Annotated in this window: 24 protein-coding genes; 8 read left to right on the forward strand and 16 right to left on the reverse strand. The window is 34.6% G+C overall.

All coding sequences use genetic code 11. The features are described from left to right. Positions 1-10: 10 nt before the first annotated feature. The 7 genes from H0Z29_00910 to H0Z29_00940 form a co-directional block, all read right to left on the reverse strand. Complete coding sequence (locus H0Z29_00910) at positions 11-1,000, reverse strand: chorismate synthase (protein ID MBO8130058.1); 990 nt, start codon at positions 998-1,000, stop codon at positions 11-13. Continuing rightward, the gene (aroA, locus tag H0Z29_00915) at positions 997-2,253 is read right to left on the reverse strand and encodes a 3-phosphoshikimate 1-carboxyvinyltransferase (protein ID MBO8130059.1); all 1,257 of its coding nucleotides are present in this window, start codon (positions 2,251-2,253) and stop codon (positions 997-999) included. The genes H0Z29_00910 and aroA overlap by 4 nt, the downstream gene beginning before the upstream one ends. After that, a complete protein-coding gene (locus H0Z29_00920) occupies positions 2,216-3,517 on the reverse strand; it encodes an NAD(P)-binding domain-containing protein (GenBank protein MBO8130060.1) in 1,302 nt (433 codons plus the stop codon). Before H0Z29_00920 ends, aroA begins: the two co-directional genes overlap by 38 nt. Further along, entirely contained in the window at positions 3,514-4,149 is a 636-nt protein-coding gene (locus H0Z29_00925) for a type I 3-dehydroquinate dehydratase (GenBank protein MBO8130061.1), read from the reverse strand. The genes H0Z29_00920 and H0Z29_00925 overlap by 4 nt, the downstream gene beginning before the upstream one ends. After that, positions 4,121-5,173, reverse strand: coding sequence for a 3-dehydroquinate synthase (aroB, locus tag H0Z29_00930; GenBank protein ID MBO8130062.1), 1,053 nt, complete (start codon positions 5,171-5,173; stop codon positions 4,121-4,123). Before aroB ends, H0Z29_00925 begins: the two co-directional genes overlap by 29 nt. 16 nt (positions 5,174-5,189) lie before the next feature. Continuing rightward, positions 5,190-6,017, reverse strand: coding sequence for a 3-deoxy-7-phosphoheptulonate synthase (gene aroF / locus H0Z29_00935; GenBank protein ID MBO8130063.1), 828 nt, complete (start codon positions 6,015-6,017; stop codon positions 5,190-5,192). A gap of 104 nt (positions 6,018-6,121) precedes the next feature. Beyond that, positions 6,122-6,481, reverse strand: a complete 360-nt coding sequence (locus H0Z29_00940) for a hypothetical protein (GenBank protein ID MBO8130064.1) — start codon at positions 6,479-6,481, stop codon at positions 6,122-6,124. 244 nt (positions 6,482-6,725) lie between these two features. Between H0Z29_00940 and H0Z29_00945 the strand changes: the two genes are divergently transcribed. After that, complete coding sequence (locus H0Z29_00945) at positions 6,726-8,627, forward strand: amino acid permease (protein MBO8130065.1); 1,902 nt, start codon at positions 6,726-6,728, stop codon at positions 8,625-8,627. On the opposite strand, the gene H0Z29_00950 is transcribed toward H0Z29_00945, so the two are convergent. Then, positions 8,609-9,565, reverse strand: a complete 957-nt coding sequence (locus tag H0Z29_00950) for a hypothetical protein (GenBank protein MBO8130066.1) — start codon at positions 9,563-9,565, stop codon at positions 8,609-8,611. The two genes, H0Z29_00945 and H0Z29_00950, sit on opposite strands and share 19 nt — an antisense overlap. A 91-nt stretch (positions 9,566-9,656) precedes the next feature. Between H0Z29_00950 and H0Z29_00955 the strand changes: the two genes are divergently transcribed. Then, on the forward strand, positions 9,657-9,866 hold the full coding sequence (locus H0Z29_00955) for a hypothetical protein (GenBank protein MBO8130067.1): 210 nt from the start codon (positions 9,657-9,659) through the stop codon (positions 9,864-9,866). Here H0Z29_00955 and H0Z29_00960 read toward each other — a convergent pair. The 3 genes from H0Z29_00960 to H0Z29_00970 all read right to left on the reverse strand — a co-directional run bounded on the left by H0Z29_00960 (position 9,853) and on the right by H0Z29_00970 (position 15,809). Beyond that, positions 9,853-10,794, reverse strand: a complete 942-nt coding sequence (locus H0Z29_00960; GenBank protein MBO8130068.1) for a fibronectin type III domain-containing protein — start codon at positions 10,792-10,794, stop codon at positions 9,853-9,855. The two genes, H0Z29_00955 and H0Z29_00960, sit on opposite strands and share 14 nt — an antisense overlap. Next, positions 10,791-14,891 (reverse strand): right-handed parallel beta-helix repeat-containing protein, encoded by a 4,101-nt coding sequence (locus H0Z29_00965; protein ID MBO8130069.1) that lies wholly within the window; start codon positions 14,889-14,891, stop codon positions 10,791-10,793. The genes H0Z29_00960 and H0Z29_00965 overlap by 4 nt, the downstream gene beginning before the upstream one ends. Positions 14,892-14,969: 78 nt before the next feature. Further along, positions 14,970-15,809 carry an FAD-dependent thymidylate synthase gene (locus H0Z29_00970; protein ID MBO8130070.1) on the reverse strand — a complete coding sequence of 280 codons (840 nt, stop codon included), beginning with the start codon at positions 15,807-15,809 and terminating at the stop codon, positions 14,970-14,972. A 456-nt stretch (positions 15,810-16,265) separates the two neighbouring features. Between H0Z29_00970 and proC the strand changes: the two genes are divergently transcribed. The 6 genes from proC to H0Z29_01000 are packed head-to-tail and all read left to right on the forward strand — an operon-like array spanning position 16,266 to position 23,210. Beyond that, positions 16,266-17,081, forward strand: a complete 816-nt coding sequence (gene proC, locus H0Z29_00975) for a pyrroline-5-carboxylate reductase (protein MBO8130071.1) — start codon at positions 16,266-16,268, stop codon at positions 17,079-17,081. A gap of 7 nt (positions 17,082-17,088) precedes the next feature. Continuing rightward, positions 17,089-19,506, forward strand: coding sequence for a hypothetical protein (locus H0Z29_00980; protein ID MBO8130072.1), 2,418 nt, complete (start codon positions 17,089-17,091; stop codon positions 19,504-19,506). A gap of 12 nt (positions 19,507-19,518) precedes the next feature. After that, positions 19,519-20,463 carry a homoserine kinase gene (locus tag H0Z29_00985; GenBank protein MBO8130073.1) on the forward strand — a complete coding sequence of 315 codons (945 nt, stop codon included), beginning with the start codon at positions 19,519-19,521 and terminating at the stop codon, positions 20,461-20,463. Then, entirely contained in the window at positions 20,450-21,754 is a 1,305-nt protein-coding gene (gene thrC, locus H0Z29_00990) for a threonine synthase (GenBank protein ID MBO8130074.1), read from the forward strand. Before H0Z29_00985 ends, thrC begins: the two co-directional genes overlap by 14 nt. 42 nt (positions 21,755-21,796) lie before the next feature. Beyond that, positions 21,797-22,642: a fumarate hydratase gene (locus tag H0Z29_00995; GenBank protein ID MBO8130075.1), complete on the forward strand. Its 846-nt coding sequence runs from the start codon at positions 21,797-21,799 to the stop codon at positions 22,640-22,642. Positions 22,643-22,652: 10 nt separating this feature from the next. Further along, positions 22,653-23,210 carry a Fe-S-containing hydro-lyase gene (locus H0Z29_01000; protein ID MBO8130076.1) on the forward strand — a complete coding sequence of 186 codons (558 nt, stop codon included), beginning with the start codon at positions 22,653-22,655 and terminating at the stop codon, positions 23,208-23,210. A gap of 7 nt (positions 23,211-23,217) precedes the next feature. On the opposite strand, the gene hisI is transcribed toward H0Z29_01000, so the two are convergent. The 5 genes from hisI to hisB are packed head-to-tail and all read right to left on the reverse strand — an operon-like array spanning position 23,218 to position 26,266. Next, on the reverse strand, positions 23,218-23,562 hold the full coding sequence (gene hisI, locus H0Z29_01005) for a phosphoribosyl-AMP cyclohydrolase (protein MBO8130077.1): 345 nt from the start codon (positions 23,560-23,562) through the stop codon (positions 23,218-23,220). A 1-nt stretch (position 23,563) separates the two neighbouring features. After that, entirely contained in the window at positions 23,564-24,322 is a 759-nt protein-coding gene (gene hisF / locus H0Z29_01010) for an imidazole glycerol phosphate synthase subunit HisF (GenBank protein MBO8130078.1), read from the reverse strand. Position 24,323: 1 nt separating this feature from the next. After that, positions 24,324-25,052: a 1-(5-phosphoribosyl)-5-[(5-phosphoribosylamino)methylideneamino]imidazole-4-carboxamide isomerase gene (gene hisA, locus H0Z29_01015; GenBank protein MBO8130079.1), complete on the reverse strand. Its 729-nt coding sequence runs from the start codon at positions 25,050-25,052 to the stop codon at positions 24,324-24,326. Positions 25,053-25,070: 18 nt separating this feature from the next. Then, positions 25,071-25,679, reverse strand: a complete 609-nt coding sequence (hisH, locus tag H0Z29_01020) for an imidazole glycerol phosphate synthase subunit HisH (GenBank protein MBO8130080.1) — start codon at positions 25,677-25,679, stop codon at positions 25,071-25,073. Positions 25,680-25,681: 2 nt separating this feature from the next. Next, positions 25,682-26,266 (reverse strand): imidazoleglycerol-phosphate dehydratase HisB, encoded by a 585-nt coding sequence (hisB, locus tag H0Z29_01025; GenBank protein ID MBO8130081.1) that lies wholly within the window; start codon positions 26,264-26,266, stop codon positions 25,682-25,684.

Genomic DNA, 26,266 nt, shown 5'->3' on the forward strand with positions numbered 1-26,266 from the left:
TTGCTCCTCTTTAAAAAATTCTTTTGACCCTTTGTTCAATTAACATTAAATCAGCAAAAACAATTGCAGAGGCAGCCTCAAGAATTACTGGCATCCTCAATGCTATACAGGCATCATGCCTTCCTTTAACTTTTATTTTTTCCTTTTTACCAGTTATTAAATTTGTGGTATCTTGCGATTTAGAAATGCTTGAGGTGGGTTTGACAGCAACTCTAAAGACCACTGGATTCCCATTTGTAATACCACCATTTATCCCACCTGCATTATTCGTTGCGGTTTTACCATTAATATCCTCAATAATATCATTATGTTCACTGCCTCGCATTCCTGCCGATCTGAAACCGGCTCCGAATTCTATTCCTTTTATACCTGGGATGCTAAAAACAATGTGACTTATCAGGGATTCTACAGAATCAAAAAAAGGCTCTCCCAAACCAATAGGCACATCATCTATCCTACATTCCACTACACCACCTACAGAGTCACCTTCTTCAACAACATTTTTAATCGCATTTTCTATATTTTTATTACCACCGACTTCTATAATCTCTGTACTATATTTTACTGGATAGGTCACTTTTTTAGCAATTACTCCAGCTACCACAAGTCCAGCAGTCAATCGTCCTGAAAAATGTCCACCTCCTCTATAATCATTGTACCCACCATATTTCTTAAAAGCTACGAAATCGGCATGACCTGGTCTTGGAAGGTATCTTAACTTATCGTAATCCTGAGACCTAATATTTTTATTCTCAAGAATAATTGTAATCGGTGCGCCAGTGGTCTTATTATTAAATACACCAGACAGGATTATGGGTCTATCTTCTTCCTTTCTTGGTGTTGTTCCTATTCCTCCTCCTCGACGTCTCGATAGGTCGATAATAAAATCACTCTCATTTAATTCAATTCCTGCCGGACATCCGTCAATAACAATGCCAACTGATTTTCCATGGGATTCACCAAAAATATTTACCCTAAAAATTCTCCCAAAACTATTCATTTTATTTTTGCTCCCAGACTTTTTAAATCATCGAAAAAATTCGGATATGATTTCTCAACTGCCTCTGAGTTTTCAATTTCAACTCCTTTTACAGAAACCAATCCTGCTACCGCACATGCCATCGCTATCCTATGATCATCGTGGGAAAAAACTCTCCCACCCTCTACATTACCTCCCTTAATCTTCATAACATCATCTATTATCTCAATAGCAATACCGACTTTAGCAAACTCATTTTTAAGCGCAGTAGCTCTATTCGACTCTTTGTATACAAGCCTACTAACTCCTTTTATTTCAGATACTCCATTACATGCAGAGGCAAGTGCAACAAGTGGTGGGAAAAGGTCAGGGCATTCAGTTGCATCAAACTCAAAAGGTAATAAATTATTTTTCTTTATTTTTACTTTGCCCTCGTTAGTATCAACATCTGCACCAGCTTTTTTTAATACATCAATGATGGCTCTATCTGCCTGATATGAATTCATATTTATATTTTCCACCTCAACATATCCAGCCAATGCACCAGCAACAAGAATAAACGAAGCTCCGCTCCAGTCTCCCTCAACATTATACCTGTCTCCTCTGTATTTTTGCCCACCTTTAATTATAAATCTTTCATAATTATAATTATCGACAAACACGCCAAAATCACTTAAAACTTCAAGAGTCATGCCGATGTAAGGTTTGCTCTTTAAATTTTCAACATATATAAAAGAATCCTTCTCTATAAGAGGCAGTGCAAATAGAAGCCCCGTTAAAAATTGCGAACTAATAGAGCCATCAACGTATACCTCACCACCCTTTAGAGGTCCCTTTATCTTTATAGGCGGTTTACCATTATTATCAATGAAACTTACACCGAGTTCTTCGAAGCTTTTTCGCATGAAATCCACTGGTCTATTTAATAGCGTACCCTTCCCAGTTACTGTAATCTCCTTATCAGTTAGAGCTACAACTGGAGAAAACAACCTGAGGCACAGTCCACTTTCATAGCAATTCAAAACTTCATCTCCAACATTTAACTTTCCATCAGTTCCTTTTACAAATACCAGTTCACTTTCAACATTGACCGATGCACCAAGTTTTTTGGCTATTTCAATTGCGGCAAGTCCATCTTTACAAAATGAAGGATTGGAAATGATCGATTCACCTCCTGCTAAAGTCGATGCGGCTACAGCCCTTATCATCATGCTTTTTGAAGGTGGAGCCTTTATCCTACCTCTTACTTCTGATGGCGAAATTAATCTCTTCATACAATCTATCCACTACACTATCAATACTCTTATTTTCATTTAAAATTACAAGGTCAGCTACATCAAAATAATATTCTAATCTGCTTTTGAAAAGCTCATGTGCTTTTTTATATTGATCCTTAACGTTTAAAAGTGGTCTCGTATCACCTCTAACCCTTTTTAATGACTCATCGATTGAATTAACAATCCAGATATTAAAGCATTTATCCTTCAATAGTTTCCTATTTTTCTCCCTGACTATAATACCACCTCCACATGAGATAATCTTTCTCTTACCCAAATTCTCACTGATTGCGTTACTTTCATATTCCCTGAATTTATTTTCCCCTTCAATCTGAAAGATATCTTTTATCATTTTCCCCGTTTTTTCCTCGATAAAGTCATCAAGATCGACAAATTCCCAGCCCAGTCTCTTCGATAGCAACCTCCCTACTGCGCTCTTCCCGGTTGCCATAAATCCAATTATACATATGGTATTTATTTCCTTTTTTAAATTCATTATCCCATTTATAATTTTGTCATCAAGCTCTGGTTTTATCCCAACAAACTTTTCAAAAGCAGGAATTGATTGTCCAATCAGCCAGTAAAAACTATTCATCACGACACATTTCTTACTGTTATCCAATTCCTGGAATATAGAGTTTTTATAATTAACATCCATCAAAAGCTTATTTTTATCAACCCACTCTTTTTTAATAAGATTTATTTTTTGTGGTAGAGCTGAGATTACAATATCAGAGTTCCTGACTACCCATTCAAGGTTTTCCAGCGGAGACCATGAGCAACCCAATTTTATTGCAAATTCAGCAGCCTTTTTTTCAGTCCTATTTAACAATATTACCTCGGCACCCATACTTTTAAGAACATAGGCACATGTTCTGCCAGCACCGCCAAGTCCAATAATCGCTACTTTTTTCTCCTTGATATCAATACCGTATCTATTAAAAACAAATTTAACTCCATCTATATCGGTATTGTATCCATATAATTTACCATCTTTTTTAATTACAGTATTTACAGAATTCAGAAATCGTGCGTCATCATTTATATCATCAATAATTGAAATTATACTCTCTTTAAAAGGTGATGTAACATTTATACCATTAAGTAATAAAAGATCAAACAACAATTTAACTTCAATAACATCATCTACAGCTATTCTGGTATAGTACCCCTTAATATCATAAATTTTAAAATATGTACCCATTATGTCAGGGCTTTTACTATGAATTATAGGATTGCCTATTACACCAAAATATTTCATAAATATTTCTTTAAACTTATCATCATCTCTTCATAGGTCTGGTAATCTATCTGACCATCAGCAGTTGTTAAATTAACTGCATAAGAAGTATACATAAAAGGAGCCCCAAGAAATGGAGCAGCTATTCTAGTTATTTTCCCGATTTCACCCATTCCGAAGGCTATTAATTTCTTAGATTCAACCTCATATAACGATAATATCCTTGAGACATCTTCAGTCTCATTTACTTTTGTTACTACCTTTACAAGATCTGCTCCTTTTTTCAAGGCATGCCTTATAATATTTACTAGTTCTCTTCTTGTGTTTGTATAGCTAAAATTATGATATGATAATATCAAGTTTGTATTATGAGCTTTTGTATACTCCTTAAAAATATCTATCAATTTTCCATCTTCAAAAATATCCAGATCAATATATCTTACTGAAGCAATCATTGCATCAATAAAATAATCTTCCTTATTGCGAACATTATACCCTCTGTAAGTAACGATTAAATTTTTATATCTTGAAATAATATTCGAGTATTCGGATTTATCATTAATGAGATCCAACCTCAATTCAATAAGATAGCCTTTTCTAACCAAGGCACCAATTATTTTTGCATCAAGAAATGGCAAACTGACGCAAATCATTCAAGACTCTTTTTAGTTCATGAAAGCTTATTTTTTTTATTTTACTTCTGCCAATTTCTTCTAACAGAACAAGATTTATAAAATCTGTTTCTTTCTTCTTATCTTTTTTTATATTATCGATAATAAGGTCAATATCAAACTCAGCCTCCACTGGCAGGTCAAATTTTTTTATCATTTCAATTACTTCAAATGTATCACCTTTACTAAATCCGAGAAGCAACTCTGAAATCTCCGTCTCAATTTTCATGCCTATGCTTATCGCTTTTCCATGACTTATACCTGTTATTCTTTCAAGTGCATGCCCTATTGTATGTCCAAAATTCAACTTACGACGTTCGTATGATTCTTTCTCATCACGGGAAACAATATCAGCCTTTATTCTGACACACCTTTCGACAATATGTGAAATCACATCCTGATTAAGGTTCTTTGCTTTTTCACAATTTAACCTTAAATAATCAAATAAATCTCTATCAGCAATTAAAGCGTATTTTATAATTTCAGCAAACCCGTTAATTAGCTCCTCTCGAGGCAGTGTATTCAACATCTCTATATCACAAATAACAAATTCTGGCTGATTTATAGTCCCAACTATATTTTTATATCCCCGAAAATTGACACCGTTCTTGCCGCCAACGCTGGCATCTACCTGTCCTAGAAGAGTGGTCGAAACAAAACCAAATTTCAAACCCCTCATATACGTCGAAGCAACAAAACCAACCACATCAGTTGTAATACCTCCCCCAATTCCAACAATAAACCATGATCGGTCTATCCCCTTTTCGAGTAAATCATGGTAAATTGGTATTATTCCATTTATAGATTTATTATCCTCCTTCGGTTCAAATAAGATAACCTCTTTTCCAATGTTTTTGTCAATTATATCTTTATAAATATTATAAACATTGGCATCCACAATCAGAATTGTATCCTCAGGAATATACTCTTTTAAATTTCTGATACTCTCCCCAACTAATAATAATGATGTTTTTGCTTTCGTCTTTACATTTACTTTTTTTATCATATTAACTCCGTATTAATCAATTGGAATTACCTTTAATTTTATAAATACATCTATATAATATATTAATTTCTTTCATCAATTTTTTAAATTGCTCGGGATTTAACTGTTGGTCCTTATCACTCAAAGCCTCAGGTGGATTATAATGAACCTCTATCATTAGTCCATCAGCACCAGCAGCTATTGCAGCAAGGCTCATAGGCGATATGAGTTCTATTCTACCTGTTCCATGAGATGGATCAACAACAACAGGAAGATGAGATATGCTTTTGACCGCAGGTACAATACTCAAATCAAGAGTATTTCGTGTATAGTTTTCGAAAGTCCTTATGCCCCTTTCACATAAAATAACATTCGGATTTCCTTCTGACAATATGTACTCTGCGCAATTTAGCCACTCACTCATTGTGGAGTACATTCCTCGTTTCAATAACACCGGTTTATCAACTTTTCCAACTTCCTTCAAAAGCGAAAAATTCTGCATATTTCTTGCTCCGATCTGTAGAATATCAACATACTCACAAATCCAGTTCACATCTCTCGAATCAATAACTTCTGTAATAACAGGAATCCCAAACTCCCTTTTTGCTTTCTCTAAAAGTTTCAAACCCGTTAAACCTAGTCCCTGAAATGAATAGGGGCTTGTTCGAGGCTTAAATGCACCACCACGCAGAACATTTGCACCTGCTTCCTTCACCGCCTCTGCGGTTTTCATCAGCTGGTATTCATTCTCGACAGAACATGGTCCGGCTATTACAAGAAGGTCCTGACCTATTCGTACACCATCAACTTCAATTATCGTTTTTTCTTTTCCTGAGGACTTTAAAGCTAACTTTATATCCTTCATTTCAATTCCCCACTTTTTAGGTTATAAATATAACAATTTCTATAATTTATTTTAAATCTATGTTGGAAAAGAATGTTTTATTTAAGCTTTAATACATGTAAACATTATTCCCTTTCCAAAACATATTTTCTTGCTTTCATCATTTTTCTTTCAACATAAATCTGAATTGCCTCTGCCAATCCAAGAATCTTAATCTTTTGAAAAAATAGTTTTTTCAAGTATTCTATCATTTCATCGAGTGTTTCAAACTCCTCAGGATTAACACCATTAATAATATTCTCAAAAACATTCAATGCCAGAAGTTCATTTTTAAATAATGCTATATTCTGAAAAAATACATAGTTGGTTAATTTTCCTGCATTTTTCTCTTTTTTCGTCTCTTCAATTAATTGTTCAATATCATCTTCTAAATCTTCAAGTTCAACTTTTAATACTTTTAAATAACATTTCTTTACTTTTCTCATCTTAATGCCTCCATTTAACTTAATATATTCACCATATACTAAATTTTCAAGCCTTCTGTTACATTTTTATTTAGAGATAATAGAAAATTTTTTTATTTTATGAACGATAAATTATAGATTCGATATAGTCTGAAAGTAACTTATTGAAAATTTAAAATTAAGATTTATAGTTTCAGGATATACGGATCACTGACCAATTTATTAATATTACACGTAAACTCTGTTGTGATGTGGAGAACCTAAAATGGCTTCTAGGAGAACTGAAAGAGAAAAGAGCGAGAATACTGCTCTCCAAAAGGAGCTAAAAACAATAGACGTATTTTCAATCGCCGCAGGAGCGATGATATCCTCAGGGCTATTTATTTTACCATCTATACTTTATAAAGACCTTGGTTCTATAATGATTATGTGTTATTTCCTTGCTGGAATCGTATATATTCCATCAATATTTTCAAATATAGAGTTGGCGACCGCTATGCCAAAAGCTGGAGGAAGTTATTTTTTTATAGAAAGAAGTCTTGGTTCAATATTCGGAACAATTGGAGGTCTTTCAACCTGGCTATCACTGAGCTTTAAAAGTGCTTTTTCTTTTTTCGGAATTGGAGTATTTATTTCATTCTTGTTTCCTCAAATAGCAAATAATATTAAAATCATTGCTTTAATATCTTGTATTATTCTTACTCTCATCAATCTTTTTAAGATAAAAATTTCAAGTACTCTTCAAAATGTCTTGGTCTTCTCAATCATTTCTATTTTAACCATTTATTTGGCCATTGGAATAACTAAGATTAATCCTCAATACCTATTACATTCAAAAAGCTTTTCATTCGGTGCTCTAATATATGGGGTCGAATCTGTATTTATATCATATTTAGGACTTACAAAAGCAACAAGTATCTCAGAAGAAATTAAAAATCCCACAAAAACAATTAAAAATGGTATGCTATCATCTTTCTTTGTTATATGGGTATTATATACTTTGTCCATCATAGTAACAGTTGGTGTTCTTCAACCAGGTGAATTTGATAAAACACTTGTTCCTTTATCTACCTCCGCATTAAAAATAATGGGAGTCCCGGGAGAAGTTCTTCTCACCATTGCTGGTATATTAGCAGTACTAACAACTGGTAACGCTGGCATAATGGCAGCTGCTAGGTTTCCATTAGCTCTTTCAAGAGATAAATTATTGCCGAGTTTTTTATCCTATGTCTCGCCAAAAACCCATATACCCACTCTTTCAGTTATCACAACAGGAATCATTATTGCTGTCAGTATTTATTTTCTTGATATAGAAAGTTTGGTCAAAGTTGCAGGGGCCTTTGTAATTTTAGAGTTCATCTTTGTAAATACTTCACTAATAGTGATGCGAGAAAGTAAAATTTTAAATTACAAACCATCCTTCGTGTCTCCTCTATATCCATGGTTACAAATTCTCGGTATTATTGCCTATATATTCATCTTATCTCAATTGGGTACAAAAATAATTATAGGAATGGCATCCTTTATCGTTATAGCCATTTTATGGCATTTTATATATAAAAAAGAGTTTACAACCAGAAAATCTGCCATCATACATATCATAGAGAGAATAACCGATAAAGAGATAGCAGACCCATCCTTAACAAAAGAACTAACTGAAATTTTAAAAGAGCGTGATGAAATAATTGAAGACAGATTCGACAAATTAATAAAAAATGCAATCATCATTGATATAAAGGAGAGTATTACCTTAGAAGAGTTTTTTAAAATAGCTTCTCAAAAGCTCGGCGATAAACTTGAGGTTGAGCCTGAATATATTTATCAAAAGTTGCTAAAAAGAGAGAAAGAAACCACAACAGAGATAAGACCTGGATTGGCTGTTCCGCATATTACAATAGAAGGTGAGAAAAAATTTGATATGCTTATTGCAAGATGTGAAGAGGGGATATTATTTACACGAGATTTGCCCCCTGTATATGCGGTATTCGTTCTAATTGGAACGAGAGATGAGCGCACTTTTCACCTGAAAGCTCTATCATCTATAGCACAGATTATTCAAAATCCTGACTTCGACAAACACTGGCTGAGAGCCATAAATGAAGAAAGTCTCAGATATTTAATACTCGCTGCCGATAGAATCAGGGATGTCTATAAATCAGGTAAATAAATTGACTCTACACGTTCGATAAAGCTATTAACCTCAATTAAATACCTATCATAAGCATCTTCATATGTTTCAAAAACATGTTCTCCTATTGTCCATGTTTCAGAATCATCGGGATCAGGCTCTATCGAAACCAGTGAATCTATGTCGCTAAATTTTCCAAGATAATAAAAACAGTCTTCTATATCACCAGTCATAAAATAAGCTCTTGCTAAAATAACATAAATATCAATATAATTTATTGACGTATCATGCTGAAAAACATATGTAGAATCCAACTGTAATAACTGCTCGCCCTGCTCAATAACAAAAACATAAATACTATCATAATAACCATAAAGAGCAGCCCCACAGATAGCATCTCTATGCGGGTTAAGCGAACCAAGTACCTTGATAAAATCCTGAAAAATAGTTGAATCTGTCTTATCAATAAAAAGCTTTGACCATCCAATACCTATATATGCATCAAGTGAGGTGCTGTCATATTCAAGATACTTATAGAAATAATTTAGCGAAGACTGATAGTCACCATTTTCAAAATAATTCCAGGCAATTCCTAAATACTTAATGAAATTGAATACTGTATGAAATCCTATAGTATCTGTTAAAGTAAAATTTCCCCATAAATCAAAGGATGTTGCAAAACATCTGTATAATGTTGAATCTTTTAGATCTATCAGTTCAAACCTGTGAGATTGTCTATATTGATCTTCATTTAAAACTTCTCTTTTTGTATCTCCACTCTGCCAATAGCAAACAACTGATGAACACGGCTCATCCGTCTCCCAGTATAAAACAGCACTGGTATCAGTCACTTCTAACACAGTCAAAGGCTCCAGTATAACAGGAGGATCAGTATCTTCAATTATTTTTATAATCTCCCTTTCACAATTTACCAAAAACACAATAGTCAAAACCAGGATAATTGAAATCTTCTTCATGCTATACCCTTTTGTTGATATAAACAATTGACATCTAAAATTATATTATATATATTAAAATTGATTGATGAAAATTTCACATAGGTAGTAAATGGAAGAAGAAAAACAAAAAAACATTGACAAAGATAGAAGAGAATTTTTGAAGAGAATGGCATCATCTTCAATATTCGTCCCTCCAGTTATAAAAAGCTTTTCTCTTTTGCAAATAAGCACCTGGTGGTGGTGGACAGGACATCATCATCATCATAGATGGAGGACCAATGAACCTCCTCCACCTCCCCCACCTCCTACTCCTCAGTAATCGGCATTTCAAGATACTTTTTTTTTAAATAATTTATAGCTGCAAGAAGTGTCTCTTCATAGCTTTTGTATTCTCTATCCTCAACTATCCATGTAGAAGGAATATCAGGCTGAATTCCATTTTCAGGCCACACCTGATCTATCAATGCCTTTACTCTGGTAAAATTCCCCTTCTTAAAATATGGTTCCAGCAATATAACTCTGACCGTATTGGCATCTATTTTCTTACAGTATCTAAATTCCCAGTTAGGATAAAAATTCAGTACCTTTTCACCATAGAAAATTGAAGAATCAACATTAGCTTCAATTATATAAACAAGCGCTAATCCCGCCAAGCCAATTTTTAAATAATTGTTTAGCTCAACGCTCCTAATTAGAGAACTTTTTGCAGCAATCAATGAATCATTGTATATTCTGTGCCAACCGATCGAGGCGTGGCAGAATGGGTAAAAAGTGTTCTTATTAAATGCACCATAAAAATAAAATCTTGCAGAATCATAGTCGGCTTCTGTAAAAAATGACCATCCAACTCTTAAGAAACTGTGTATATTATGTAAAGTGTGAAAAGAGTCAATCTCAGTCTTGACAGGACCATTTTCATAATAATCCCATATTTTCAACCTATAATAGTAAGTCATAAATGGTTCAAGTCCACCAATCTCAACTCTATGAATCTGACTATTTTCTTCTTCAATATATTCTCTGACATCACCACTATCAAACCAATATTCTATGACAGCGTTAGTTGGTTCGTTAGTTTCCCAATATATCACTGCGGAAGTATCTTTTACTTCAATTACATCAGGCTGGACTACTACAGCAGGATTCGTATCATCATATTTATAAATTATTTTTTCTGAACAAGAAATAAAGATCAATAAAAGCACTATGATAATAGATACTAAAAAGTTATTTCGAGATTTCCTCATTTCACCAATACCACCTTTTTGTTATTATTATAAATTACCTTACCTTTATCTCTTATAAATATTTTAACTATATACATACCAGAAGAAAGTATCTTACCATTCAAATCCCTCCCATCCCAACATGCCACATGATAACCTATATTTTTTCTACCTAAATATTCACTATAAACCTCGCGCCCAAGCAAATCATACACTTTCAAACTTACATCTCCAGCTTGCCCCATTACATATCCTATCATCGTCCTGTTATTAAAAGGATTAGGAAACGGCTCATCTAACCTGAAATCTATCACTACCTCTATCTCATCATCTCCTCTGTATCCCCTATCATTCATAACCGCATATATCCCACTCCTATCAACAATCATCTCTCCATTATACCTGCTAATATATTCCCACTTTCCTCCACTAAACCTGTATACCGATAACCTCTCCTTATTACCTATTCCAGCCAAATCTATCCTCAACTTCCTCCCCGTATCTATCCCCTCAGGTCCAATATACACAGGACTATCTACTAACTCCATTCCCCTCGGTATATCTATCGCCATCTCTCCACGACTTATCAATAACTCATTCACCGTTATTCCATCATCTATCCCAACTCGCATACCTAATCCATATAACTCAACCTCTTCCACAATCTCCTTACCTACCTCTAACCTTGCAAGCCCTATATCCATTGTCCCTTCATTACCACTTAAATCCTTCCCCAATACCTTTACATTGTGATTGCCATATCCTATATCTATATCACTATAATATACCCTCGGTGGATCATCTATACTCCTTACCTCCTTCTCCTCTCCATCTAACTCTATACCTATACTATCCAATGGCTCATCACTTACTATATACAAACTTATCCTACCTCCAGATATACCTCTCTCGGCTATCACATACCTGAATGCAGGCGGACTATTATCTTCTACTACCTCACCTCTTAGCCTGTACCTCATCAGGCTATCTCTCATAACAAATCTATATCCATCACTATCTCGTAAATCCTCTATAAGTAGATTACCATCTTCATCAAGTAAGCTGAACTTAACATAACCAGGCAACATCCTTATATGTGGCCATAATATATAATACTTTTTGCCCTTGTTTGAACTATTCACCGTTATCTCTATATTCCACTCCTTACTCTCTCCCTTCCCAAAACTACCCTTAAACTCATATGCCAAAGGTCTATCATCCGGACCCCTAAACTTCATATCTACAAAATTTCCCATTCTGTCTATCCCTTGAAAATCATAAGCATCCCAAGCATCCAATCCATCTTTAGAACCTTTACATACTCCCACCAGATTCTCCATATCCCTTAACTTCCCATCCTCACTTATCACTCCTATCTTCAAAAACCAATCCCAATCATCATGATAACTCCCTCGCTTTAATCTGAATACCTCCGAATATCTACTCAATCTACGCTGTACCTCCGATACCTTACCCAATATCCGCCTGTTAGGTATTACTATATCTATATCACTTACCTTATCCAACTGTATAAACCAAAATCCCTTCCAAACAGATATTGTATCCACACTACTTACATAATTAGGTACTACTAACTCATATTGACCATTTACATGATCCCATAAATAGGCATACTGACTTATTATACCCGCATTCGCAGCATCTATTAAACTCATCTCCTGAACACTACTACCATTATGTAACAACACAACTGTATTCGACCAATCTATCAAATAAGGATAGGGATTGGCAAACATGTTAAACCCAGGCGCAGGAGGCTGCCAATCCACGTTCGGCGCAGCAGCTACATCAAGTGTATCTGGTACTCTCAACTGCTTACCCTCTACATCTACATTTATATCACTACCTATATTCTGCCATATGAAATGACTTATACCTGGATAACAATCCGGCGGCCAGTAACTGGTATCTGGATACCCATACTCATAATATTCCGATACCGAATCCTCTGTCGTCCACCTTATACATCCCCATGACCCATCAGGCATCTGATTACCAAAATCATCCCCATATACAGCAAAAGGGTCACCATCAAGCGGCACTAATGGCACTCCTACCATCACCCATACATTTAATGGAAAATTACTATAAACCAGCTCCCTGTAAGGTAACGATTTACTAGCCTGCGAAGTGTTACCATAACACCCCATATTTATCAAATCTCCATTATCCTCCGGCTCTAAACTATAATCATCACCAGGATAACCACCATCTATACACGGAGAATGATTTGCATCTGCTGTCCATAATCCACCATGATATGACCCTGCCTGACTCTGAAGATGAAAATCATCATCACTCCAACCATCACCCCCAAGTACATTATCCGACCCATCCGGATCTACAAACAACGGATCCTCAGATATAGACCCATTACCAGGACTCGCTACTCCATACCAGTTGTTACTATTTCCATATACACAATTGTAACCCAAAATCACATCAAATACACCAGAGCCGTGTATACCTCTCGAATTTCCAACCACTATATTATTACGCCAAAATCCAGATACATCACTACCATATAGCCCCGTCCCTCCTACACTGTATATAGTATTATTTTTTATATCTACCGAATATCCCCCATTACTGTATATACGTATACCGTAGGCAGTTGAGTATTTTCCATAATATATTAAATTGTTCTCAATTGTTGTGTTATTAATAGATGAAGCATATATTCCACCTGTTCCTATCGTATGGATGATATTATCCCTAAACTCACCAATACTAAATGGAGTTGATGCATTTATTAAAATTCCCTCATCTATATCATAAATAGTATTTCCTTTGATAGATTGGATGTTGGCGGGATCAGAAAAATATATACCATCACCACCACAACTATAAATAGTATTACTATCAATTCTATTTATATAATAACTACCATCAGAAATAATATAAATTCCTGCTCTACTGGAAATATCATGAACGATATTATGTATTACTTTATCACAATTTGAATTCTGAATAAATATACCATCGTAGCTCCAGACGTTGTATATCTCGTTATTTGATATAATAGCAACGCTATTTGCCTGTGGAATGTTATACACACGAATTCCATAATTCTGACAATCATGTAATAGATTGTTATAAATTGAATCACAACCACTACTATAAACATATATTCCAGCCGAGCCCCAGATATTATATATTAAGTTATCATGAATTGACCTAATAGTGCTGTTGCTGATATTAATGCCGTAATTATTACATCCATAAACCTCATTGTTGTAGATAGACAATATAGTTGAACCGTCATCAACGTATATCCCATAAGGAGTATTTGTTATATTATTCCCCGATATATTATTAGCATCGGAATCAGTTATATATATTCCTCTCTGATTACCTCCCTGTATTTGACAATTTTCAATGGAAACATTTGAAGAACTTTTTACATATATTCCATAATCACTATTCCATAAAAAATTACCCCTGTAAATATTAATATTCGAAACACCATTTAATCTAATTCCCATATCAGAGTAATTTATATCAAAATCGTAAATGTAAATATTATTGGAACTCGATATATCTATACCAGGATTACTACCACCCTGAACTACACAATCATTTATGTATATATTCGAAGAATTATTACTTATATACATCCCTCTTTTACTATTCCAGTTAAAATTACACGTGTCAATATAAATAAAACTGGCACCGCTTATCACAATACCATTGCTATTAGCACCAGTTATTGTAAAACCCCTTAACCGTACATAACTATTACTACTCAACCTTACTGAATAATTCTTCCCTGAAGAGATTGTGACATCACCTGGACCGTCTGGAACATATCTTGCCTCATAGTCACCATAGTAGGTTACCATATTTGATGAATTCCCGCTTTGAGATATACTTACTCTCTCACTGTACCAAGCCGGTCCCACTATTACCGTATCTCCAGGTCCTATATTTCCATCTTTTGCCGCCCTACCTATAGTTTGCCATGCTGTCTGTGGTGTCAATCCATCATTTTTATCATTACCAGCATAGCCTCTCACATAATATTTAGTTGCTAAAATATTACTTGTTGCAATTATTAAAGACATAATAATAATTTTTAAATACTTTGAAAGGTGCATATTCTTAATCCTTTACATACCAATTATTAAGTTATCATAGAATGGGCAATTTGTCAATCCAGTGCAGTGTGACCTGCGTCACGAATTGAATATTTTCTCCAGTTTTTTCTCAAATTCTACTTTTAATAATCCTGTTAATCCATGCTCTTGTCCATTTAATATCTTTTTCAAAGCTTTTAACTCCTCCCCGGAAAATTTTATAGCATTTAAAACATGCCTTTCAAAGGCTTCATAAGAAATTGGTGCTACAATTTTTGTAATCTCTGCAATAACTCTCGCATATTCCCTTATCTCATACTGCGCATGATAGTCAAGACGCAGCTCTAAAAAATGAAAAAGGTTATGCAAATCTATTTGCCAGTACCACTGAGTATATAGAGATAGAGGCAGATTTATTCTTGCAAGCTCCCTGGCTATATTATCGTCAATCATTTTATTATAATCCTCATACGCCCTCTTTTGACCCTCCTGCAAAATTCTCAAAACCTTTTTCTGTAACTCTATCGGTACTTCGTCCTGATCATCTCTACCCTGACGATTAGTCCTACTCTGAAACCTGACACATTTTGCCTCAGGTACATAAAACTCCTCCTCCAAGATACTATACCTACCAGAAATCTCATTAACTCTCGCTGTCCTGTGTCTTATCCATTGCCTTGCTACAAAAATTGGCATTTTACAGTGGAATGTCAAAATAACCTGTTCAAATGGTGATGTATGTTGATGCCTCATAAGATAATCTATCAACATTTTATCTTCACGCAATGTCTTTGTACCCTTTCCATATGAAACACGTGCAGCCTGAACAACTCTTTCATCACCACCCATATAATCGACAAGTCTAACGAAACCTTTATCCAGTACTTTAAACTCTTTATCCAATATTTTTTCTGCTTCTTTATTTATTACATGCCCCATTGCATCCTCCCTTTCTAATATCATCAAAAATGTATCATTTTATATTGTTTTTTTAAAATAATATTTACTACAAATTAAAAAATCACCGCCTATTTTCAATCTTAAGGTGTGGTTCAATATTTCCTTAATAACAAAATAATGATTTATTCCATTTAAAAAATTTCTAACTATTAACTTCAAGTCTTGTAATTCTAAAATTCAAACAATAAATTAAGTTGCCTTTTTTGGAGATTAATTTATTATGAAGGGTGGTATTAATATTAACACAAAAACTATAAAAACGACACAGACCACCCACGAATATTTCCAAACAAACTTAACGAATATTCCTACAACTACAACAGGTAGATAATAACCTGCCTCCCGGGACAGAATCCCTGAGAAAATAATATCAGGAAAAATCCCGGGAGAGGGAAAAGGCTATTTGAATATTTAATAAAGAAAATGGAGGGGAAGATGAGCAAAAAAGTGGCTATTTTAGGCGGAGGAAATATCGGAGTCGCGATGGCAAAAGGATTTACAAGATCTGGTTATCTTAAACCCGATAATTTAATAATTACAAGAAGACACCCTGAACATATTAAAGATCTCGAAAAAGAGGGATATATAATAACAAATGATAATAACTATGCTGTAAAAAATTCTGAAATTGTAATAGTTGCCGTGAGGCCAGAACAATTGAAATCACTACTTGATGTTATAAAAGACGATGTTCAGGAAAACAAACATATCATCGTTTCAGTTGTCACTGGCGCTACTATCGACTTTATTAAAAGTTATTTAGGTAAAAAGGTATGGGTTTTCAGAGTAATGCCGAATACAGCAGTTGCAATATGCGAATCTATGACCACTATTTCCTCTATTGATGCACCAGAAGATGTAAGAAAAAAAGTGGTAACTCTTTTCTCAAAAGTTGGTAAAGCACTGGAGATCCCGGAAGAATATATTATACCGGCAACTGTCCTATGTGCGTCTGGTATAGCATTCTTCCTTAGAGTAATTCGGGCAGCATCCCAGGGTGGTATTGAAATCGGCTTTCATTCTGATGAAGCAATCATGATGGCAGCCCAGACAGCAAAGGGATCCGCATCAATCCTATTGGAGTCAAAAGGGCATCCAGAATCGGAAATTGACAAAGTAACAACACCACGAGGTATCACCATCGCTGGGCTAAATGAAATGGAACACAATGGTATTAGTTCTGCTCTTATAAAAGGTATAATCGTATCGTATAAGAAAGCAGTGGAGTTAATGCAAAACGGTAAGAAGTAATCTGCCTATGATTGTTATTAAGCTAAGTAGTAACGCACTAAGTAGTCCTCATTATCTACAGAGAATTGCGGAGATTGTAAAATATTTCTGTAAAAGATATGGTAGATTAATTATTGTTAATTCATATATCGAGAAAATTGCAGATTATGTAAATAGTATTATCACAAAATCTGGTGAATATGGATCCCCGGGTACTACCATAAAACTGATAAGAGATACCATTAATGATTATTATATTTCACAAATCAAGCCATCAGAAAAAATTGTACATGAATTACTAAAAAATCTGGAGGATAAACTCAGGGCTTATGAATATATAGGTGAAAGCTTTCCTAAATATAATATGATGCTCTACTATTACATATATTTAATCTCTATCCACCTGCTTTATGATATGCTGATAAGTACCGGTATCAATATTTCCATAGTAAATTCAGAAGACATAATTATTTCCAGCGATGATCCAAACAATCCAGAAATCAATATTGAGGGTACAACAAACAATCTAGAAAATTTGCTTTCTGCGGAGAATGTTTCTTTTATGTTTTCTGGTGGCATTGCAAAGAATACTTCAGGTAATATTGCAGTATTAAATGAGAAAGAAATTGACAAGGTAGCAGCTCTTGCATCATCTATAGCTAATGCAAATCACCTTCTTGTATTGAATGATGACAAATACAACAAAATACTTTCTGATGAGATACTCAAAACTAAAGGACAAACAAGGATATTCAATTATGATGAAGCAATAGATTATTTTAGTATTACAGAAAATATCTTCTCAAGGGATGCAATACATATATTAAAAAATAATAATACTCCTATTCGTTTTTCAGGGGTAGAAAATTTCTCTCGTGCATCTTTGGAAGTTGCAAATCCCGATAAAAATTATGAAGACTCCTCTCTTAAAGCCATATTCCTAAGAAGCAATCTATCTCACATTCGAATTTTTTCAAGAAAAGTTGACCAGATACCAGACCCATTTAACGTTGACAATATAATTAACAAAATAAGTGGAGGAGAGATTTACTGGCTCAACAATAAATCTCAAGAGGGCTATTTAGATATAATTCTGCCAATAGATCAAAAAAATAAATTCTTAATAAATATTCTTTCGGATGAAGAAAACTCACGGTTTTCCTTCGATATCAAAGATAATATTTCATTGATAGGTATAATTGCTGATATGCAAAAATACTGGGATAAAATTCTAAACTACACTACAAGAGAACTTTCGAAAAATAATATTGTCATTAAAGACATTATTAAAAACATCTCGAGCAATCTAATATTATTTATTATAGACAGTACAAATAAAAAAAAGGCACTAAAAATAGCACAAAATCTTCAGCTGATGGAAAATGGGAAAATAGTAAACCTTTTTATAGTCGGTACGGGTAAGGTTGGAAGCTCCCTTTTTCATATACTAAAATCCCGCTCTTTTAGAAAAGATGTAAACTTAAGAATTGTTGGCATAACAAATACCCGAAAAATGCTAATCGATGAGAGAGGAATAGATTTACACATATGGGAAGAAAATCTTATAAATAAAGGTAAAAAGGCAAATATTGAAGAATTTAAAAAAGAAATTATTAATAATACCCTTCCAAATAAAGTTTTCATTGATTGTACTCCTTCAAAAGATATTGCATTCTTGTATCCGGAACTTATAAGAAATGGAGTATCTGTCGTCACTGCCAATAAAATTATGAATACAGAATCATATCAGTTGTATGAACAGCTCAGAGATAACACACGCAATGGATACGTCAGATACCTTTATGAAACCACAGTCGGAGCAGGTCTTCCAATAATCTCATCAATACGTAGTCTGGTTGATAGCGGTGATAAAGTATTAAAAATTGAGGCTCTGCTTTCCGGAACTATGAGCTTTATCATGAACAATGTCAATAAAGGTATAAAACTAAGTGAAGCAGTTTATAAAGCATGGATGCATGGCTATACAGAACCCGATATCAGAAATGACCTTGATGGTATGGATACAAAAAGGAAACTTCTGATACTTATAAGAGAAAGCGATGCAAAAATGGAGCTATCAGATATTGAATTAAAACCGCTTATACCTGAAGAATATTTTAACGTGAAATCAAATGAAGAATTGATTGAAAAGTTAAAAAATTATGACGATGAGTTTGCAGGCATAATAAATACAGCAAAGAAAAGAGGTAAGAAACTCATGTACCTTGCATATTATGATTCAAAAGAGGCTAAAGTTGGATTAAGAGAAGTCGATAAAAACAGTCCATTCTATCATCTTGAAGGAAATGATAACCTGGTTGTGATACAAACCAGTCGATATTACACAAATCCATTGGTTGTAAGAGGGCCTGGAGCTGGACCCGAAATAACAGCCGGAAGCATTATCAAGGATGTGATGAAGCTCGTTGATATCCTGGAATTCTAAGGAGAAAGTACAATGAACCAAATAAAAATTTTTACACCAGCTACCATTGCGAATATCGGTTGTGGCTTTGACATTCTTGGATTTGCCTTTTCTTCCCTTGGAGATATAGTCACACTTGAGAAAATTGAAGAAAAAAAGATCGAGATAACTGAAGTAAAAGGTTACAGTGAATTGCCGACAGAACCCGAAAAAAACACCGTAACAATTCCCATTTTGAGAATAATGAGTGATTATAATCTAGATTTTGGAGTAAGAGTAAAAATCAAAAAGAATATCCCCATCGCCAGCGGCATGGGTTCAAGCGCTGCGGGTGCTGTTGCAGGAAGCTTTGGCATTAGCTATCTTGCTGGAAAAATTCTCAGTGATAAAGAAATTCTAGAATATGCCCTAGAAGCTGAAGGAACAATAAGTGGTGAAAAACATGCCGATAATATAGCTCCATGTTATTATGGTGGAATCACTCTTATCAGAAATACCGAAAAGCTTGAAATAATTAAGCTTCCTATTCCCGAGGATATCTCGTGTATTATAATGCATCCACATATCGAAATTAAAACAGAATATGCAAGAAAACTTCTAAAGGATCTTATTGAAACTTCTAAATGTATAAAACAAATGGCAAATATCGCTTCATTTATAGCCGGTATATTCCAGAATGATAAAAACCTCTTATCTTCAGCAAATATAGATTTTATAGCAGAACCACACAGAGCAGAGCTTATTCCAAAATACTACAGGTTAAAAGAAAGTGCCTTAAAATCTGGAGCAATTGCCTGCAACATATCCGGGTCAGGTCCATCAATTTTCGTACTGTATCACAATAACGATACCAGAAATAAAATAATTGACTCAATCAAAAAAATATATGATAAGAAAAAACTAAACTATGATTTATATTTCGGGAAAATTTCAAAAATTGGGGTCAAAATTATAGAGGAATCAAATGAAGTATTATAATATAAACAACAGAGCTGAAGTTGTAGATTTCGAAACCGCAGTTTTAAATAATGTTGCAAAAGATGGTGGATTGTATATACCCTGTGAATTACCGCAAGTCAATATTGATTTCTTAAAAGAGATAAAAAATCTATCCTTTAAAGAAATTTCGTTCAACATTGGTAGAACAATTTTCAAAGATGATATACCTGATAATATTCTTGCAACAATTATTGACAAAGCTTTTACCTTTGAACCCACGATAAAAGAACTCAATGAGGATATAAGAGTAATCGAATTATTCAATGGACCCACCCTTTCATTTAAGGACTTCGCTGCCAGATTTATGGCAAATTATATGTCCTATCTTGCGGAAAAGTACGGGAAGAAACTAACAGTACTTGTAGCTACCTCTGGAGATACTGGTAGTGCTGTAGCAAATGCATTTTATGGAATCGATAATATAAAGGTGTATGTTCTTTATCCTTCACAAAGAATTAGCAAAATTCAGGAAATGCAGATAGCTACATTCGACGAAAATGTTCAACCGATTGAAATTGAGGGAACATTTGATGATTGTCAGGGACTTGTGAAAAAAGCCTTTGTGGATGAAGATCTAAATAAGAAATTAAATCTAACATCTTCAAATTCAATAAATGTGGCAAGACTTGTCCCCCAGTCTTTATACTACTTTTACTCAGTATTAAAATTAATCGATGATTTCAATAAGAAGATAGCTATATGCGTTCCATCTGGAAATTTCGGTAATCTAACGGCAGGGATCCTGTCCAAAAAGATGGGATTACCCGTTTATAAATATGTCGCTGCGACGAACTGTAACGACAGTTTTATCCGCTTTTTAAAAACCGGGAAATTCGAACCAAATCCAACAATTAAAACATACGCAAACGCAATGGATGTGGGAAATCCAAATAACTTTCAGAGACTTTATGCTCTTTATAATAATAGCTTCGAAAAGATAAAATCGGAAATAGCTGGATATAGTTTTGATAATAATGATATGATCGATGCTATAAAATATGCATACGAATACCATGGGTATGTTTTAGAACCTCATGGTGCATGCGGATACAAAGGGATAATTTCATTCAAAAATGAAGTTAATAATTCGCATATATACGCTTTTCTTGAAACTGCACATCCTGGAAAATTTAAGGATATTGTTGAAATGGTCCTACAGGTAGAGATTGAGATCCCTGAATCTTTAAAACAATGTTTGAGTAAAAAGAAAAACTCAATAAAACTCCCTGATGATTTTAAAGTATTTAAAAATTATTTAATTGAAAATTAACCTCATTATTATAAATTTAGAATTTTAATAAAGAGGTTTCTTTTGCGAAAAGTAGATTCTGAGATTATAAAAAATACTGTTAAGAACCTTATACTTGAAGCAAACTATAACATAGATTACGATATAATAAAAAGAATTAAAGAGCTTTCAACCCAGGAAGAATCACCTATAGGTCAGGAAATTCTCGGAATACTATTAAAAAACTACCAGCTGGCAAAAGAGGAAAAAATGCCCATTTGTCAGGATACAGGTGTCGTAATCATTTTTCTCGAAATAGGACAGGAGGTTATAATACAGGGGGAGAATTTATACAACACAATAAACAAAGCCATAAGACAGGCGTATACCGAAAATTACTTACGTGCTTCAATGGTCTACGATCCTGTTTTTGATAGAAAGAATACTAAAGACAATACACCCGGTATAATCTATACCGATATTGTACCAGGTGATAAAATAAAAATATCTGTACTAATAAAAGGTGGCGGTGCTGAAAATATGAGTGAAGTCAGAATGCTAACCCCGACAGATGGAATAGAAGAAATAAAAAAATTCGTTCTCGAAAGAGTAGAAAACTCAGGTGCTAACCCGTGCCCACCAGTAGTTGTAGGCATAGGCATCGGCGGTTCTTTTGAACAATGTGCAATACTTGCTAAAAAATCGCTCTTAAGACCAATTTATGATAAAAATCCAGATAAAAGATATGCACAATTAGAAGAGCAGCTCTTAAAAGAAATAAATAAACTTGGTATAGGACCTCAGGGACTCGGAGGTAGAATCACTGCACTAGCAGTAAAAATTGAAGTCAGACCTTGCCACATCGCTTCACTACCGGTTGCAGTGAATATAAACTGTCACGCTCACAGACATAAAACAGCAATTATATAATAGAAAACAAATGAGCAAAACCCATTATATTAATACGCCACTTAACGATGACACAATAGCAAAACTTAAAGTAGGTGATAGAGTTCTAATATCAGGAACTGTTTATACTGCAAGAGATGCTGCACATAAATTAATGGTAGAATCACTAAAACAAGGGAAACCTCTCCCATTTGATATTGCGGGGCAAATACTATATTATACCGGTCCAGCTCCAGCACCTCCCGGAAAACCAATTGGTTCAGCCGGTCCCACTACAAGTTATAGGATGGATGCATACACACCAATACTCTTAAATGCAGGTTTAAAAGGTATGATTGGAAAGGGAGACAGATCAAAAAAAGTAAGGGACGCGATTAAAAAAAACAAAGCCATTTATTTCATAACAATTGGTGGAGCAGCTGTATATATTGCAAAGTCCATAAAGGAAAGTAAAGTTATTGCCTATCCAGAACTCGGGGCCGAAGCAGTCTATTTATTAGAGGTAAAAGAATTCCCTGCTATAGTCGGAATTGATATGTATGGTGGTGATATTTACGAAATAGGACCTTTAAAATATAGAATGCCATAATTTACTGCTACTTTTCACCTTTGCTAAGGATTTCATTAAAAAAACAGCTTCTATTCCCAGTATGACATGCTGGTCCTATCTGTTCAACTTTTATAAGAAGTGCGTCCTTATCACAATCTGCGTAGATTTCCTTTACATATTGAATATTCCCGCTTGTTTCTCCCTTACGCCATAATGTCTGTCTTGACCTGGACCAGAAGCATGTCCTGCCCTCCTTTAAAGTTATACTAAGACTTTCTTTATTCATATAGCCAACCATAAGTACTTCGTTTGACTTATGATCCTGGATTACAGCTGGTACCAATCCCTTTTCATCATACTTTAATTCATTAATATCTTTCAACTTTTCCATCTCAATACCTCACTGGAATTCCTCTTTCGCTTAGATATCTCTTTAATTCACTTATTTTTATCTGATCATAATGAAAAACCGATGCAGCAAGTACTGCATCTGCTTTTCCAAGCTTTATCGCATCATAAAAATGCCTAAGTTTACCCCCACCTCCGGAGGCTATTACAGGCACAGATACAGATTCACTTACTTTTCTATTTAACTCATTATCAAATCCCTCCTTTGTACCATCAGCATCCATACTTGTCAATAGTATCTCACCTGCTCCAAGCTCCACACCTTTCGCTGCCCATTCAATAGCATCTATATCAGTCGCCTCTTTACCACCATAAATGTAGACAACCCATTTATCGTCACCAACTCTTTTTGCATCAATGGCAAGTACTATACATTGAGATCCAAAAATCTCGGCACCTGCCCTTATTAGATCAGGATTCTTAATAGCTGCTGTGTTGATACTTACTTTATCTGCACCTCTGGATAAAATCATTCGCATATCTTCCACTGTTTTTATGCCACCGCCTATTGTAAATGGAATAAAAATTTCTCTCGCCACACGTTCCGCAAGATCTGCTATTATCCTTCTTTTTTCTGCCGATGCTGTTATATCAAGAAACACCAACTCATCAGCCCCTTCATCATTGTATCTCTTTCCCAATTCTACCGGATCACCTGCATATCTGAGATTCTCAAAGTGTATCCCCTTCACGACCTTTCCATCTTTCACATCCAGACAGGGAATAATTCTCTTTGTAAGCATATTAGTCCTCTAAAATAGCAATTGCTTTATCTATTTCTATGCTGCCTTCATATAATGCTTTACCTACAATTACACTATCTACATTCTTACCTTCGAGCTTTTTCAATCTAACAAGATCATCATAACCAGAAACTCCACCAGAAGCTATTACCTTAGCAGATCGTAATGAAGAAGCAAAGCTTTTGATCGAATCAAGGGAGATTCCTATAAGCGTTCCATCTTTTTTTATATCAGTGAATAAAAATCTCTTAACCCCAATTTCTTCCATTTTACCTGCAAATTCAATTGCCTTTATGTCAGATACCTCTTTCCATCCGCGTAACGCAACAAAATCACCCAATACATCCACAGCAACCACAATCCTGTCAGAACCAAATGTTTTAATTGCATCTTCCAGAAGATGAGGATACATCACTGCCATGGTTCCAATCACTACTCTCTTTATACCCATTGAAAGCCACCTATCAATATCCCTCAGTGACCTTATACCACCTCCAAGCTGAATATCAATCACCTTCTCTTTAACAATCTTTTCTACTACTTTTTTATTTCCCCCTATTTCAATCGCTGAATCAAGATCGACGATATGAATCATATCCAAACCCTGACTGGAAAACCTTTTTACCAGTTTAACAGGATCATCACAATACACTTTTTTTTCTTTAATATTACCCTTTGTTAATCTAACACACTTTCCTTCGCTTAGATCAATTGCAGGTATCAATTTCATATTGTCCAGTTCTATCTTTCAAAGCTTTGCAAAATTTTCAAGCAATTTCAACCCCACTTTATGACTTTTTTCAGGATGGAATTGTACCCCATAAACATAATCCTGTGCTGTTGCCACACAGAACTTCCTACCATATTCGGTTACAGCAATAACATTTCTGGAGTATGCAGGTCTACAATAATACGAATGAACAAAATAAAAATATTCCCCACTTCTAATACCTCTAAATAACTCATTATCCGCTATTATTTCGACACTATTCCAGCCCATATGAGGTACCTTTTCAACTCCCTCAATTTTTAGTACCTCACCATCAATTAAATCAAGACCCTTCCATACCCCATTTTCATAACTTTTGGTGAATAATAATTGCATTCCAAGACATATTCCGAGAAGTGGAATATTCTTATCTACTTTTTCAACAATTACCTCATTAAATTTCCCATGTCTCAACTTTTCTATCGCTGGTTTAAAAGCACCAACACCGGGAAGGATTAGCTTATCAGCCTTTTTTACCTCTAAAATGTTTGATGTTACAACAATGTCATAACCAAGGTAATCAAAAGCATTCTTCAGACTTGCGAGATTACCAACACCATAATCAATAATTACAATATTCTGTGCCAAGGCTATTCCCCTATTATTCCTTTTGTTGAAGGAATGTTTCCATCAATGGGTAACACCGCCATTTTTAATACTCTACCAAAACACTTAAAAACAGCCTCTGCAATGTGATGTGAATTACCAGTTTTTAAAATGTCTATGTGTAGTGCAATTTTCGACTCTCTAACAAATCCCATAAAAAATTCCTTTATACACTCAGTAGAAAGCTCTCCAATCTTTTCCCTCGTAATTTCAACATTATAATTAAGGTAGCTTCTGCCCCCGATATCGATTGCAACCCGTGCAAGGACCTCATCCATAGGCATTACAAAAAAGCCATATCTCGATATTCCTGATCTATCGCCCAGTATACTATTTAGAGCCTGTCCCAGGGCTATCCCTACGTCCTCAACTAAATGATGATCATCTACAAAAGTATCCCCTTCTGCTTTGACATTTAAATTAAAGCCACCATGAAAGGCAAACAATTCAAGAAGATGATTAAAAAACCCTAATGGAGTATTTACTGATATTTTTCCACAACCATCCAAATTCAATTCAAGCTCGATTTGAGTTTCTTTTGTTTTTCTTACAATTTTTTTTGATCTCAT

This window comes from Candidatus Neomarinimicrobiota bacterium, assembly GCA_017656425.1.
Taxonomy (GTDB): Bacteria; Fidelibacterota; UBA2242; order UBA2242; family B5-G15; genus JACDNV01.

What these genes read in the sequence shown, in the direction of transcription:
- H0Z29_00910 (MBO8130058.1), bottom strand. Translation starts at nt 1,000, where the DNA reads ATGAATAGTTTTGGGAGAATTTTTAGGGTAAATATTTTTGGTGAATCC.
- aroA (MBO8130059.1), bottom strand. Translation starts at nt 2,253, where the DNA reads ATGAAGAGATTAATTTCGCCATCAGAAGTAAGAGGTAGGATAAAGGCT.
- H0Z29_00920 (MBO8130060.1), bottom strand. Translation starts at nt 3,517, where the DNA reads ATGAAATATTTTGGTGTAATAGGCAATCCTATAATTCATAGTAAAAGC.
- H0Z29_00925 (MBO8130061.1), bottom strand. Translation starts at nt 4,149, where the DNA reads ATGATTTGCGTCAGTTTGCCATTTCTTGATGCAAAAATAATTGGTGCC.
- aroB (MBO8130062.1), bottom strand. Translation starts at nt 5,173, where the DNA reads ATGATAAAAAAAGTAAATGTAAAGACGAAAGCAAAAACATCATTATTA.
- aroF (MBO8130063.1), bottom strand. Translation starts at nt 6,017, where the DNA reads ATGAAGGATATAAAGTTAGCTTTAAAGTCCTCAGGAAAAGAAAAAACG.
- H0Z29_00940 (MBO8130064.1), bottom strand. Translation starts at nt 6,481, where the DNA reads ATGAGAAAAGTAAAGAAATGTTATTTAAAAGTATTAAAAGTTGAACTT.
- H0Z29_00945 (MBO8130065.1), top strand. Translation starts at nt 6,726, where the DNA reads ATGGCTTCTAGGAGAACTGAAAGAGAAAAGAGCGAGAATACTGCTCTC.
- H0Z29_00950 (MBO8130066.1), bottom strand. Translation starts at nt 9,565, where the DNA reads ATGAAGAAGATTTCAATTATCCTGGTTTTGACTATTGTGTTTTTGGTA.
- H0Z29_00955 (MBO8130067.1), top strand. Translation starts at nt 9,657, where the DNA reads ATGGAAGAAGAAAAACAAAAAAACATTGACAAAGATAGAAGAGAATTT.
- H0Z29_00960 (MBO8130068.1), bottom strand. Translation starts at nt 10,794, where the DNA reads ATGAGGAAATCTCGAAATAACTTTTTAGTATCTATTATCATAGTGCTT.
- H0Z29_00965 (MBO8130069.1), bottom strand. Translation starts at nt 14,891, where the DNA reads ATGCACCTTTCAAAGTATTTAAAAATTATTATTATGTCTTTAATAATT.
- H0Z29_00970 (MBO8130070.1), bottom strand. Translation starts at nt 15,809, where the DNA reads ATGGGGCATGTAATAAATAAAGAAGCAGAAAAAATATTGGATAAAGAG.
- proC (MBO8130071.1), top strand. Translation starts at nt 16,266, where the DNA reads ATGAGCAAAAAAGTGGCTATTTTAGGCGGAGGAAATATCGGAGTCGCG.
- H0Z29_00980 (MBO8130072.1), top strand. Translation starts at nt 17,089, where the DNA reads ATGATTGTTATTAAGCTAAGTAGTAACGCACTAAGTAGTCCTCATTAT.
- H0Z29_00985 (MBO8130073.1), top strand. Translation starts at nt 19,519, where the DNA reads ATGAACCAAATAAAAATTTTTACACCAGCTACCATTGCGAATATCGGT.
- thrC (MBO8130074.1), top strand. Translation starts at nt 20,450, where the DNA reads ATGAAGTATTATAATATAAACAACAGAGCTGAAGTTGTAGATTTCGAA.
- H0Z29_01000 (MBO8130076.1), top strand. Translation starts at nt 22,653, where the DNA reads ATGAGCAAAACCCATTATATTAATACGCCACTTAACGATGACACAATA.
- hisI (MBO8130077.1), bottom strand. Translation starts at nt 23,562, where the DNA reads ATGGAAAAGTTGAAAGATATTAATGAATTAAAGTATGATGAAAAGGGA.
- hisF (MBO8130078.1), bottom strand. Translation starts at nt 24,322, where the DNA reads ATGCTTACAAAGAGAATTATTCCCTGTCTGGATGTGAAAGATGGAAAG.
- hisA (MBO8130079.1), bottom strand. Translation starts at nt 25,052, where the DNA reads ATGAAATTGATACCTGCAATTGATCTAAGCGAAGGAAAGTGTGTTAGA.
- hisB (MBO8130081.1), bottom strand. Translation starts at nt 26,266, where the DNA reads ATGAGATCAAAAAAAATTGTAAGAAAAACAAAAGAAACTCAAATCGAG.